Annotated in this window: 13 protein-coding genes; 9 read left to right on the forward strand and 4 right to left on the reverse strand. The window is 36.5% G+C overall.

The features are described 5' to 3' along the window. Positions 1–57 precede the first annotated feature (57 nt). The 6 genes from QRX23_RS04475 (at position 58) to QRX23_RS04500 (ending at position 7,560) form a co-directional block, all read left to right on the forward strand. Positions 58–1,137, forward strand: a complete 1,080-nt coding sequence (locus tag QRX23_RS04475; protein WP_330156052.1) for a YdcF family protein — start codon at positions 58–60, stop codon at positions 1,135–1,137. A gap of 194 nt (positions 1,138–1,331) precedes the next feature. Then, positions 1,332–2,297 (forward strand): D-2-hydroxyacid dehydrogenase, encoded by a 966-nt coding sequence (locus tag QRX23_RS04480; protein ID WP_277361322.1) that lies wholly within the window; start codon positions 1,332–1,334, stop codon positions 2,295–2,297. Between the two features lie 261 nt (positions 2,298–2,558). Then, positions 2,559–4,241, forward strand: a complete 1,683-nt coding sequence (dld, locus tag QRX23_RS04485; RefSeq protein ID WP_330156053.1) for a D-lactate dehydrogenase — start codon at positions 2,559–2,561, stop codon at positions 4,239–4,241. Positions 4,242–4,473: 232 nt separating this feature from the next. Then, a complete protein-coding gene (locus QRX23_RS04490; RefSeq protein WP_330156054.1) occupies positions 4,474–4,848 on the forward strand; it encodes an MORN repeat-containing protein in 375 nt (124 codons plus the stop codon). Next, positions 4,838–6,697: an acyltransferase family protein gene (locus tag QRX23_RS04495; RefSeq protein WP_330156055.1), complete on the forward strand. Its 1,860-nt coding sequence runs from the start codon at positions 4,838–4,840 to the stop codon at positions 6,695–6,697. The genes QRX23_RS04490 and QRX23_RS04495 overlap by 11 nt, the downstream gene beginning before the upstream one ends. Before the next feature lie 20 nt (positions 6,698–6,717). Continuing rightward, positions 6,718–7,560 carry a metallophosphoesterase family protein gene (locus QRX23_RS04500; RefSeq protein WP_330156056.1) on the forward strand — a complete coding sequence of 281 codons (843 nt, stop codon included), beginning with the start codon at positions 6,718–6,720 and terminating at the stop codon, positions 7,558–7,560. Positions 7,561–7,622: 62 nt separating this feature from the next. On the opposite strand, the gene QRX23_RS04505 is transcribed toward QRX23_RS04500, so the two are convergent. Then, the gene (locus tag QRX23_RS04505) at positions 7,623–8,048 is read right to left on the reverse strand and encodes an Hsp20/alpha crystallin family protein (RefSeq protein ID WP_002827298.1); all 426 of its coding nucleotides are present in this window, start codon (positions 8,046–8,048) and stop codon (positions 7,623–7,625) included. Between the two features lie 198 nt (positions 8,049–8,246). On the opposite strand from QRX23_RS04505, the gene QRX23_RS04510 reads away from it, so the two are divergent. Further along, positions 8,247–9,581: a threonine/serine exporter family protein gene (locus tag QRX23_RS04510; protein ID WP_408068657.1), complete on the forward strand. Its 1,335-nt coding sequence runs from the start codon at positions 8,247–8,249 to the stop codon at positions 9,579–9,581. Positions 9,582–9,652: 71 nt separating this feature from the next. On the opposite strand, the gene QRX23_RS04515 is transcribed toward QRX23_RS04510, so the two are convergent. Next, the gene (locus QRX23_RS04515) at positions 9,653–10,504 is read right to left on the reverse strand and encodes a hypothetical protein (protein WP_330156057.1); all 852 of its coding nucleotides are present in this window, start codon (positions 10,502–10,504) and stop codon (positions 9,653–9,655) included. 147 nt (positions 10,505–10,651) lie between these two features. Here QRX23_RS04515 and QRX23_RS04520 point away from each other — a divergent pair, with 147 nt between their 5' ends. Beyond that, positions 10,652–11,197 (forward strand): TetR/AcrR family transcriptional regulator, encoded by a 546-nt coding sequence (locus QRX23_RS04520; RefSeq protein WP_330156058.1) that lies wholly within the window; start codon positions 10,652–10,654, stop codon positions 11,195–11,197. Positions 11,198–11,246: 49 nt separating this feature from the next. On the opposite strand, the gene QRX23_RS04525 is transcribed toward QRX23_RS04520, so the two are convergent. Continuing rightward, a complete protein-coding gene (locus tag QRX23_RS04525; RefSeq protein ID WP_330156059.1) occupies positions 11,247–11,603 on the reverse strand; it encodes a DoxX family protein in 357 nt (118 codons plus the stop codon). A gap of 20 nt (positions 11,604–11,623) precedes the next feature. Continuing rightward, positions 11,624–12,700 (reverse strand): lipocalin-like domain-containing protein, encoded by a 1,077-nt coding sequence (locus tag QRX23_RS04530; RefSeq protein WP_330156060.1) that lies wholly within the window; start codon positions 12,698–12,700, stop codon positions 11,624–11,626. 114 nt (positions 12,701–12,814) lie between these two features. Between QRX23_RS04530 and QRX23_RS04535 the strand changes: the two genes are divergently transcribed. Continuing rightward, entirely contained in the window at positions 12,815–13,360 is a 546-nt protein-coding gene (locus QRX23_RS04535; protein ID WP_330156061.1) for a TetR/AcrR family transcriptional regulator, read from the forward strand. The last annotated feature ends 45 nt before the right edge of the window (positions 13,361–13,405 follow it).

The following is a 13,405-nucleotide window of genomic DNA, read 5'->3' on the forward strand; positions in this document are numbered from 1 at the left end:
TCTTTTTGTATAATCTTGGTATGCATCAAGCATAAAATTATAGGAGGTGTTTCAGGAATGTCTATAGTAAAAGATACAGCTAGTTTTCCTTTGCTAATTTTGTTGCTATTAACTGTAACCTGTATCACATTATTGATACTCAGTATGCGCCAAAATAAATTTCGGTTACTAAACGGTGTCTTAGCAAACTTTTCAGTGGTTTTAACTGGTATGACGTTAATGTTTCTGATTGAATTGCTAAACATTCAGTGGTTAAGGGTCACTTTTTATGCAATTTTTGTGATTATTTTGATTCCACTAGCAGTTTTGTATTCATTGTTGGGTATTTTGTTATTGTGGAATGCACTAACCGTATGGCGTCGAGAAAGCCATACGCTGGGTAATATGCTAACGTTACTTTTGGGTATTTTGATCATTATTGTTTTGCCAATCATGCGGGCAATTGATAGTAAGCTACTGAGTGATCAAGCGGTTGGCTTGTATATTACGTTAGTTGAACCAGTTATCCTATATTTAGTTTTTTGGTTCTTAGCATTTATTACGTCATTTATTTTGACGAGATTATATCGACCAAAGTACAACCAAGATTATATTATTGTCTTGGGTGCAGGGTTACTAAATGGTAAGGATGTTTCGCCGTTACTGGCTTCCCGTATTCAAATTGCATTGGACTTTGCTAATAAACAGTTTGAAAAAACTGGCTATTATCCATGGCTAATTTTTTCAGGTGGGCAAGGAGGCGACGAAAAATTGCCTGAAGGAGTAGCGATGGCTGAATATGCAAAACAGCATGGTGCGCAATCATCTCATGTGTTAATTGAAGATCAATCGAAAACGACCTATGAAAATATGCTATTTTCAAAGAAAATTTTGCAAGCGCGAGATTTGAACCTGGCAAATGGATTATTTGCAACCAGTGATTATCATACTTTCAGAGCAGCAGGGTATGCACGATTAGTTGGTTTGCAAATTGATGGACTAGGAGCAAAAACTAGCCGATTCTTTATTCCTAATGCCTTCATTAGAGAATATATTGCGCTACTAGCAAACCACAAGGTATTTCATGCCATCTGCTTGTCATTGATTTTATTCGTTTCAATTATTAGTTTTATAGTTGGTAATGGTATTTTCTTTTAGATGAGTAATGTGATATTAATATTAGCATTGCGGTATAAATAATACACGAGGACACTCAAGGTATAGATGACTTTGGGTGTTTTTGTTTTTACAAGTTTAATTCCAATTTTGACGAACATCAGCACGTTGCCAGCAAATTAACGCATCTTGTATGATATAATATTCATACAAAAATATTACTATTGGGGGTAATTATGAAAATTGTAGTTTTAGATGGGTTAGGCTTGAACCCTGGGGATTTGGACTGGCATATTTTAGATCAATTTGGTGAGGTTGTTGTCTATGATGCAACACCATATGATGATAAAGACGAAATTATCAAGCGATTAGCGGGTGCAGACGTTGCCTTGGTTAACAAGGTTCCAATTACATCAGATATTATTGATGCTTCTCCTGATTTAAAAGCAATTGCCGAAACGGCTACAGGTTATGACAATATTGATGTTGATTATGCGAAAACTAAGCATATTGCTGTGATGAATGTGCCAACTTATGGTACGGATGCCGTTGCACAATTTACGTTTGCGTTGTTGTTAGCTGTTACTAGTCGAGTTAAGCAACATGATGATCTGGTGCATGAAGGCGAATGGGCAAAAGCTGGCCGGTTCTCATTTTGGGACGCGCCATTGATGGAATTAAAAGGTAAAACGTTAGGGTTAGTTGGCTTTGGCAAGATTGCACAAGCAGTCGCTAAGATTGCGTTGGCCTTTAATATGCAGGTTATTTTTTACAATCATCAACCAAAAGAAGTCTTTGATGAAGCAATCAAGCAAGTTGATTTGAAAACTTTATACGCAGAGTCAGACATTATCAGTTTGCACGTGCCATTTACACCAGAGATGTCGGAGTTTATTAATGCTGACACACTTGGACAGATGAAAGACACTGCGATTTTAATCAATACTGCGCGTGGTAAGTTGATTAATGATGCCGATTTAGCTGCTGCTTTAAATAGTGGTCAGATTGCTTATGCAGCTTTGGATGTTGCAACACAAGAGCCAATTAGTGATAATAGTCCTTTGTTAACAGCAAAGCATTGTTACTTAACACCACATATTGCATGGGCACCGTTAGAAACTAGACAACGACTATTGGACATTGTCGTGGCAAATATTCAGGGTTATTTAAAGAATGATCCACAAAATGTTGTGAATAGTTAAAAAATAGATTGTGTGGCATGTCAAAGCATGTCACACTTTTTTATACAAAAACCCATTGGAAGCGTTTACAATATGTGTTAAAGTGGACCTTGTTATTTTTAATGACGATCTCAAAAATAAACGTCAGAAAGTATTGACCTTTGATTGTGAAAAATAGTACAATTGTGGGTTGCTGAATTTCATAATTTTATCGTTTTAAAAACGCAGAAAAGTGGTATATTAGAGTATAGATTGTACAACTTTAGGAGGTAGGTTAGTTTTATGTCTACAGTGGAGGATTTAAAGGCCATTGTTGGTAGTCACCATGTTGTGACTAACGCGGCTAAGTCATTACGTTATCGTAAAGGATATCGTTCAGGTTACGGAGAGGCACTAGCGGTTGTTATGCCTGGAACCCTTGTTGAAATGTGGAAAGTTTTGAAGGTTTTGCATAGAGATAATATTATTATCATTATGCAAGCTTCAAATACTAGTTTGACTGAGGGATCAACGCCAACAGAAGGTTATGATCGTGATGCAGTTATTGTTAAGGGTAGCCGTATTAAAGATCTACAACTAATTAACCAAGGAAAGCAAGTCATTGCCTTCCCAGGAACAACCTTGTTTAACTTGGAAAAGTCATTACAACCATTAAATCGTGAGCCACATTCAGTTATCGGTTCATCAACATTGGGTGCATCAGTTATTGGTGGGATTAACAACAATTCAGGTGGTGCGTTGATTCAACGTGGACCAGCTTATACTGAATTGGCATTGTATGCACGTATTGATGAAAATGATGAGCTACATTTGGTAAACCATTTGGGTATTGACCTTGGTGAAACACCAGAAGAAATTTTGGATAACCTTGCAAATCGTCGTTTCGATTTGAATAATGTACCAAATTCTGATGAACGTGTTGGACACAACCGGGATTACGAGAAGCGTGTTCGTGATGTGGATTCAGACTTACCAACACGTTACAATGCTGATCCTAAGGGATTATATGAAGCATCAGGTGCTGCTGGAAAGGTTGCCACATTTGCTGTTCGCTTGGATACTTATCCATCAGAAGGTGAATCACAAGTGTTCTACATTGGAACAAATTCACCAGCCGTCTTGGAAAAGATGCGTCGTCACATTTTGTCTGAATTTACGAACCTACCTGTATCAGGTGAGTACATGCATAAGGAAGCTTATGATTTGGCAAAATTGTACGGTAAGGATTCATTGATGGTTATCGATAAGTTGGGAACAAGCATGTTACCAACGATGTTTGGTATGAAGGCATCTGCAGAACGTATGCTAGGTCATGTGCCATTCTTTAAGCCATACTTCCCAGATCGTTTCTTGCAAAAGGCAGGGCACTTGTTCCCTAACCAATTGCCAAAGCGTATCGAAGATTATGCTAACCGCTTTGAGCACTATGTTCAATTAAAGATGTCAGGTGCAGGTATTGATGAAGCACGTGCATACTTGACTGAATTCTTCAAAGAAGAAGAGGGTGACTTCTTCGAGGCTAACGCTGATGAAACGAATAAGGCATCATTGCACCGTTACGTAACGGCTTCTGTTGCAATTCGTTACCAAGAATTGAAGCAAGATTCAATTGATATCTTGCCACTTGATATTGCGCTACGTCGTAATGATGATGACTGGTTCGAGCACCTACCAAAGGAAATTGAAGATAAGATTGAGTACAAGTTGTACTACGGTCACTTCCTTGATCACGTTATGCACCAAGACTACATTTTGAAGCCAGGTGTGGATGGTCACGAATTAAAGAAGGAAATGTTGAAGTTGCTTGACAAGCGTGGTGCCATTTATCCAGCTGAGCACAACGTTGGTCACTTGTATGAAGCAGCTCCTGCATTGATTGAACACTACAAGAAGAACGACCCAACAAACAGTTTCAACCCTGGAATTGGAAAGTCTTCTAAGAAGAAGTGGTGGGAAATCTACTAATAGACTGTTTGATTAGTCAAACATCTTAATAAATAGAAAGCAATAATTGTTGTCTTTTCAGAGATAATAATTATTGCTTTTTTAGCATTCTTTAATTAATTTAGTAGCAATAAAATGTGTTATTGAATGAATATTTTTTAAATAATTCTTAGGTAAAATTCAAAATGACTATGCAAGCTACATGATGTGTCTTATTATTAACATAAAGTGACGGTGCGCTTAAGGAGTATTTATGAAAACAAGAAACATCATACAAGTCATAGTTGTTGTTATTTTGTTAATTGCAGCAGTATATAGTTTGACCCCTGACAAACAACAGCGTCATCAGCAATTGACATTAGACAACGGGGGGATTGTTTATCAGGGCGGCTTGTTCAAACATAAATTTAATGGGTCAGGAACAGTAAAATTTAAAAATCATGATCGTTATGTTGGGCATTTTGTTAATGGAGAATTTAGTGGCAATGGGAAATTCATTTCACACGATCATTGGGAATTTGATGGCAAGTTTAACAAAAATTTACCTGATGGGCACGGTATTTTAAAAGTCAACAAACAAAGTTATCAAGCAACCTTTAAAAAGGGGGAATTGATCCATGCGCATTAAATGGTTTAGCTTTATAAGAATTGCTGGTTTATTAGCGGTATTGTCCTATCATTTCTTTTCCAATGCCTACACGGGTGGCTTTATTGGTGTCGATATATTTTTTACTTTCTCAGGATTTTTGATTACGGCGTTGATGATCGATGAATTTTCAAAGTCACGTCAATTTAAATTGATAAAGTTTTATCAACGACGCTTTAACCGCATTGTGCCACCATTAATACTTTCGGTTTTGGTGGTAATACCATTTACATATTTTGTCAGTCCGGATTACATTACGGGACTGGGGAAACAGGTTGCAGCAGCGATTGGGTTTACGACAAATTATTTTGAAATTGCGACTGGTGGTAGTTACGAAAGTAAATTTATTCCTCATTTATTTGTTCATACCTGGTCGTTAGCGGTTGAAATGCATTTTTATATTTTATGGGGGTTAGTAGTTGCGTTAATTGCAAGAAAACTACAACGGTCTCCCTTAAGTCAAGGCGAAGCTTTGAAATCCTTTCGATTTAGACTTTCAGTATTATCGTTGCTAGTGATTATTATCAGTGTTGTGATGATGGGCATACGTAGTTTTAATTTAACTGATTATTCTGCCATTTATTTTTCAAGTTTGACACACTGTTTTCCGTTTTTCGTCGGATCATTAACAGCGACATTTACTGGTATTCAGTCAGTTCCTAGACGATTTAATAAGAAGCTACAACAGGCAACATTGCTACCAACGATAAGTACATTATTCGGTGCATTTATTGTTCTAAGTATTCTTGGCTATTTACTAAAATTTGATAGCCAACTGACTTATTTAGGGGGAATTTTATTTGCAAGTATTGTTGCAGCTTTTACTATTGTCAAAGCACGTACATTACATCAGTTGACACCAAGCATTAATGAACCTAAGTGGGCAATCTTTATTGCAGATATTAGTTATAGTATGTATTTGTACCATTGGCCATTATTTGTTATTTTTTCACAAATAACGAGTGTATTTTGGGCAGTTATTTTAACCATTGGTATTGGGGTACCATGTTCAGCAATTTCTTACTATATTATTGAACCAATATTAGCGGGCAAACAACCGCATGCCATTAAACGAACAACAGTAATTCCTAAACTAAAGTCGGCGTTAGTAATAATAGCCATCGTTTTGTTAGGCGTTACAGGATATACAATTCACTCGGCACCAAATTTAACAAGTTTGGAACAACGGTTATGGGTGGGGAGTCTTTACCAAGCTCGCGATAACTTAAATACGACGCGAGATATTGTTGCAGCATCCATTAAACAACAAAAGCAAGCAAAGGCACAGAAAGCAGAAGATAAAAAGATTGCGATAATTCCGAAGGGAGTTTCTATAATTGGGGACAGTGTTACATTAGGCACACGTGATTATTTGCAAAAGAATGTTGCAGATAGTACAGTTGATGCTGCTGGTGACCGGACAATGGATCTAGCATACCAAGTTATGATGCGGGCGCAATCGAATAAAATTTTGCGACAGAATGTGGTGATCTGTATTGGAACTAATGCGCTACCTGGTAGTCAGGAACAGTTAGAAAAATTAATTACTGATTTAGCACCTGGACATCGGTTAATTTTAGTGACACCTTACGATCGTCGAGCAGACGCCACGTGGAACTCGTCAAAATTAGCAGACTTTGAACGAACTTTACCGCAAAAGTATAATTACATAACCATTGCCGATTGGCAAAAGATGGCGCAACAACATCCAGAAGTTTTTGATGGTACTGATGGTGTTCATTTCGCAGGTCGACACTCAGGAGATGTTATTTACGCTGAAACGATCAATCAAGGTCTGCAACAGGCAGCCAAAGGACCGTTAAAGAAATAAAGTTGGAAAAGGGTAATGAGATGAAGAAGAGAATTGCAATATTGTCAGATATTCATGGTAATGTGACGGCACTCAAAGCAGTGATAGCTGATTTATCTAAGCAAGCAGTTGATGATTGCTGGTTTTTGGGTGATCTTGTTATGCCAGGACCTGCGACCAATGAACTATTTGAACTATTAGAATCTATCGATACATCAGTCTATATTCGAGGGAACTGGGATAATTGCTTTTTAAATGTGCAGCGGAACATCGTTGGTAATCATCTCGATGATCCATCTGATGTTTATATTGGTGTACTTGGACAATATGTTGCTGATCACATAAAAAGCAATTATCAGCAAAAGTTAGCGTCATTGCCAATTCATGCAATTAAAAGGGTTAATGGATTGACAATTAATTTGTCACATAATCTAAATACACTCAATTCTGGACCAGCGCTACTAGCAGATGCAGATACAACTCATTTTGATGAATTGTTTTCAGACAACACCATTGATATTGCAGTTTATGGTCATGTTCATCATCAAATGTTACGTTACAGTAGCCAAGATCAATTAGTGATCAATCCAGGATCTGTTGGTCAACCATTTTTTAAGCATGGTCGTTTGAATGCTGATCGAAGAGCACAATATGCGATTCTGACAATTGATGATACTGGTTTGGCTGAAGTCACTTTCCGAAAAGTGGCCTATGATCTAGATAAAGAATTAGTAATTGCAAAAGAAGCCGCTTTACCATACTTAAACTTGTACCAAGAAATCCTGTTTGATGGTGTAGCCCATACGCATGATGATGAATTATTGGCTAAGATTAATGAACAATATGGCTATCTGGCCTCACTGAAAAAATTGATTGGTAGATAAAATTAAAGAAGCTGATGCATGTATATTATATGCATCAGCTTCTTTAATTTAATAGTGTAGTACTAGTCAATCGTAATCCGTTGGTTATGACTAGTTTCTGACTTTGGTAGTGTTATCTTTAAGACACCATCATTGACTTGTGCCTTGATTTTATCGAGCTCAACAGCCGGTAAATAGTAACTACGTTGTAAACGACCTGCCGTACGTTCACGAGTAATCACATTACCCTTGTCATCCTTTTCAGTGTTAGAAGTGTGTCTTGTAGCAGTAACTGTTAGCGTATCATTCTGGTAATTCAAATTAATGTCTTGTTTATTAATTCCAGGAACATCAATTGATACTTCGTAATGATCATCTAGGTCTACAACATCACTCTTCAACTGCTGATTTTCAGCACTAAATGCTGGCATTAGATGATTAAAATCATTAAAGAAGTGATCCCAATCATGAAACATACCATTAAATCGGTTTGATAACTCGTTTGCCATAATAATTTCCTCCTAAACTGTGTAATTGTGAGATTGATAATTATATCACTATCTCCACCTATATTGTAGATGTTCATTTTTTTATTGCAAATAATTACATTCGGTATGAAACGATTAAGAAATACAGTTGATGTAAAGGAGCTATGTTACAATGAAAAGTATTGAAAAAGTGATGGATAGCAAAGAAGGTTTTAAAAAATGGTAGAAACGAATGATGGTCTCGTAGCAAATCATATGCAAATTCCGTGGAGAGAACTTGCCGATAAAGAGGCTAATAATTTAGTAATTAATGCCTCTTTGAAGGAAAAAACAATTATTGTTGGCCGGGTAGGCTTGATTATGTTGTCTTGCGGTACGGGTGCCTGGCGAGTACGTGAAGCAATGAACACAATGGCACGTATTTTAAAAGTTTATTGTTCAGCTGATATTGGATTAATTTCAATTTCGTATACTTGTTTCGATGACGTGAATAGCTATACAGAGTCGTTATCATTAAAATCAAGTGGTGTGAATACTGATAAACTGACAAATATGCAGCAATTTGTCACTATGTTTCAAAATGAAGGAGCTTTTTTAAAAGTAAAAGATGTGCATCGATTATTAGATCGAATCGATGCAAAAAAAGGTAATTACACGCCCATCTTACTGGGGTTAGCTGCTGCATTGGCTTGCTGTTCCTTCGTATTTTTATTGGGTGGGGGTCCAGTAGAGATGTTGTGTACTTTTTTTGGCGCAGGGTTTGGTAATTATACTCGTGCTAAAATGAATGGTAAGCATTTGACCATGTTTGCTGGCTTAGCTGCTGGGGTAGCTGTAGCTTGCTTGACCTATCTAATTTTTTCAAGAGGATTAGAATTACTTTTCCATATCAATGTTGCGCATGAGGCTGGTTATATTGGGGCGATGCTATTTGCTATTCCAGGTTTTCCATTTATTACAAGTGGTTTAGACTTAGCGAAATCAGATATGCGGTCTGGCATTGAGCGCTTAGTTCACGCCGTATCAATCATAGTCATTGCAACCCTAGTTGGTTGGTTAGTTGCATTGGCTAGTGATTTAAGACCAGATAGCTTTTTGCCATTAGGACTGGGACCTTGGTTGATATGTTTATTTCGAATTCCAGCAAGTTTTTGTGGTGTCTTTGGTTTCTCAGTAATGTTTAATAGTCCAGTTAAAATGGCAGCAACGGCTGGGCTGATTGGGGCAATTGCCAACACACTCCGTTTGGAATTAGTTGATTTGACACCGCTGCCAGCAGCTGCAGCAGCCTTTATTGGCGCGCTAACAGCCGGTATATTAGCATCATTATTTCATAAACGAATGGGATATCCACGTATTTCACTAACGGTGCCCGCAATTGTTATTATGGTGCCTGGTTTATATATGTACCGCGCAATGTATTACATTGGTGTTGGTAATATTTCAAATGGTGCACAGTGGTTTGTTTCAGCAATGATGATTGTGCTATGTCTGCCATTAGGACTAATTGTCGCACGTATGTTAATGGATCGAGATTGGCGTCATGCGGGATAGTCGATAAATAATTTAAGATGAAAAAACCAGTGTTGAATTTGTGATAAACAAACAACACTGGTTTTTAATAATTATTTATTCTTATTTGCCATATGGTGGATGGCTGTTTCTAGTACTTTCTTTTGGATGAAAGAAGGGTGCTGTTGGGCAGCAATGTGTAGTCCATTGTTAAACTCAACCATCAAATGCCATTTGTGACCTTCTGCAATTTCTTTAGGAGCTCCTTCGGGAAGTAAGACACCTAGTTTAATTTTCATGCCGTCCTCTGTACTAGAAAGCTGATGCATTCCTAACATCTTAGTATTTAGACCACTATTTTTTAAGAAAGTATTTCCTGCCATGACGATATCAGCATTTTCTTTTGGCTGCACAGAGAAATCAGGACCAATTTTACCTGGTTTTAAGTCAAGGTATGAAGGATCCTTATACATCCCAAATGTTTCGATAATAACCTGATTACCAGCTTTATCAGCATCAAAATAATAATGTTCTGGATGAATCTTTGATGGCATATATAGATTGTTTTCTTTTGCCAATAATTGGTTAAACATCATGAATTGTACTAATGAGATACCATGTACTTCGACATCGACATATGCTTCCTGCATATTGACACCTTCACGTGAATTATTGGCAATTTCTGTCCACATCTCATCGCCACGTGTAATTTCTGGTTTAAAAAGTTCTAGTGTTTTTTCTTTACCAATGCTTTCGCGAGTTTGAGCCAATGCTTCTTTAGCTTCAGATAATGGTAATCTTAATAGGTCTTCGTAGGGGATGATCGTATTATCTTTTTTTATTTCAATATTTTTATCATTAAAGATTTTAAAAACATGATGGTACCGACTTAATTCCATATCATGAATTTCTTCTTCACTGACTGGTTGACCATCAACAGAAAAGTTAATTGTATAGTTATCCATATTATCATGCTCCTTTGTATATCGTTGCGTGATTATTTATTAATTTATAACCACAGTATATAGAGTATGCTAGTCAGTTAAAACGGCAATATTCCGATTAGTGTATAATAAAACTACAAGTGTAGAAAAAAGAAGGGGGGATTTGGTATGGATTTAAGATTTTTAAGAACTGAAACAATCATTAAAGAAAAGTTTATCGAGCAGTTATCAGTGATGTCCTTCCACGAGATGACTGTCACTAAGTTGGCAAAGGCCAGTATGATTGATCGAACGACTTTTTATACACATTATGCTAGTACTTTTGAATTAGCCTCAGCATTAATCATTGATTATTTAGCGCCATTTAAAAATGCTTTTGAATTGAGTCAAAAACAGCGCCATTTACAGAGTCATTTTGATAGCTATCATTTCTTTTCTGATGAGTTAGTGACTTATTTATTAAAAAATAAACAGAATATCCAATTATTACGAGAAATTTCTTTAGGAAAAAATAGCTTTGACCCACAACTTAGACAATTATTTGTTCAAGTCTATTCAAAATCGTTTAACCGAAAAGAATCTGATTTTGTTATTTATTTAATGGTAAGTTTGGCAATGAGTAATCTCGAATTTATTATGAATGAAGGTAGATTGCCAAAACGAGAGGAACTAAAAGACGGCATTAACTTGATGTCTGCCGTGCTCAATAAATAAAACGCTCCTAGAGAAAATATTCTCCAGGAGCGTTTTTCAAGTGAAGTAACTAAACAGCATAAATTGCAATAACTAGCAACAATATAAATATGACAGTTACAAAGGCAGCATTTTGATATTCTTTAAATTTTATATGGGTGAAAAAGGCACCCAGCATAATAACCATTAAACCAATCGCTGCCCACATTGTTAATGCAGGTAGAATATTAGTTGCTTTAGGTAAAATTAACCCTAAAGCACCAAGCATTTCTGCCGTTCCGATGAACATAATGAAGCCCTTTGATTCAAGATGGTCCATCTTTTTCAATTCAGCTTCTTTTTTATTATATTGGAAAGTTTTTGAAAAGCCGGAATTTAAGAATAATAGGGCTAATAAAATTTGTAAAATCCACAGAACAATAACCATGTGCAGTACCTCCTAATAGATTATTCAGAGATTGTCTTACCAAAGTACATCAATTCCCAAATACCATTGGGATTAACGGCTTCGTCAACAACCTTGTTATCTTCATACTTTGTTACTTTGATTGTACCAGTGAAACGTAGATAAGCACCATCAAAGCCACTTAACTTGGCGAGTAGCTTTTTGAAACCAGACATTTCGTCAATCATTTTAAAGCCAGAAATGATTTTTTCCATGCTATAACTGACGACGTAAGTGTTTTTCTCACCTTTAACAGTGTACTTTAAGTTTTTTTGCACAGGTTTTTGGGTTTGTTCATCAGTGAAGACATCAGAATCTTCCACAATCATATTACTTTCATCACCACTAATGATTTCACCATGATCAGCAATCATCATAACTGGCATTTTTTCATAATTATAAGCCTTTTCAGCAGTTGTTTCGGTTGAAATGACCTTATAGTCCTCGACGTCTGCACGACCCCAGTACCAGTGATGCATCAGTTTGAGCATTAATTCATCACCCCAGTTATGATCATGATAACCTTTTCCGGATACTTCAACTGATTGTCCATTGGTCACTAGAGTACCGGAAACATCAGCAGCTGGGACAGCAGGTAACCAACTAAATTGTTTGTCGCCAAACAAGTTTGCACCAGCAGCTGGTCGCCATGAAGAAAGTGTATTCTTAATAGTTAAATCGGCTTTGAAGTTGTCTTTTTCAAAGTGAAGGGTATAGGACTTTAAGTCACCAGTTAGATAGTTTTTACCGATATGAACATCGCAATAATCAGTTCGTGCAGAAAACTCCTCTGCGGTTACATCTTCGCGGTAGCTGGTTGTTTTGCCATTCGCATCAGTGATTTCAAATGAAACCCAAGGCTTTAATTCTGTGCCAAGGTTAAATGAATCCTTTGTCATAAATGTTGCTACGACACTAGATCCATCAGTCAAATTTGCATCGAAATACCACCATTCAAAATTTTTTTCACCGGCTCTTGTACGCATGCCATCTTCCCAAGGACGGACAATATTAGGTTTAACATTAAAACGGGTATAGTCTTCAGGTTTATTTGCCGCACGGGCAATCATCTTTGCCATAAAAATCTCCTTATGAATGTGCTTTATAGTATGATATCCTTAGAGTAACTGTAGACCTTACACGTGTCAACTTTTTGCTGTTAAGTTTGTCAAAAAATAGAAAGTGTCAAGATTATGTACGAAGGAAATAACCCAACTGCTTTACAATCAAAACAAATGATCATTAATGCCATGTTTGAATTATTAAAGGAAGAAAGCTATCAAAATATCTCAATAAAGAAGTTAGCTGATCGTGCAAAATTATCACGTCAAACATTTTACGCTAATTTTGCTAATCGTGAAGAAGTGATTCGCAGTGAATTAGATCGTATCTTTGTAGATTATAAACAAGCAATTGATAAATCTGATAACTCATCAAACCAACTGATTCGTTTATTTTTTAAATTTTATAAGTCACATGAGCAAATGATTGATGTGCTACTTGCTAACCATTTGGAACCACTGTTAACAGAAGTTTCACGTGAATGTATGAATAGTTTGCAGATTTCTAATGAAGCAAATAACCAATATGTTTATGGATTTGTTGCCGGTGGATTGACTCAAATATTATCTGATTGGAACCAGAGAAATAAAGATTTGCCAATTGAGGCGTTAGCAAGTTTAACGGAAGGGTTATTAAACCCTCAATCATTTAATACAATGACTCAAGAAGAAAAATAAAAAGATGATGAACTATGACTGGTACACCAGTTAGTTCATCATCTT

The organism is Weissella paramesenteroides (genome assembly GCF_036327715.1).
Lineage (GTDB): Bacteria > Bacillota > Bacilli > Lactobacillales > Lactobacillaceae > Weissella > Weissella paramesenteroides.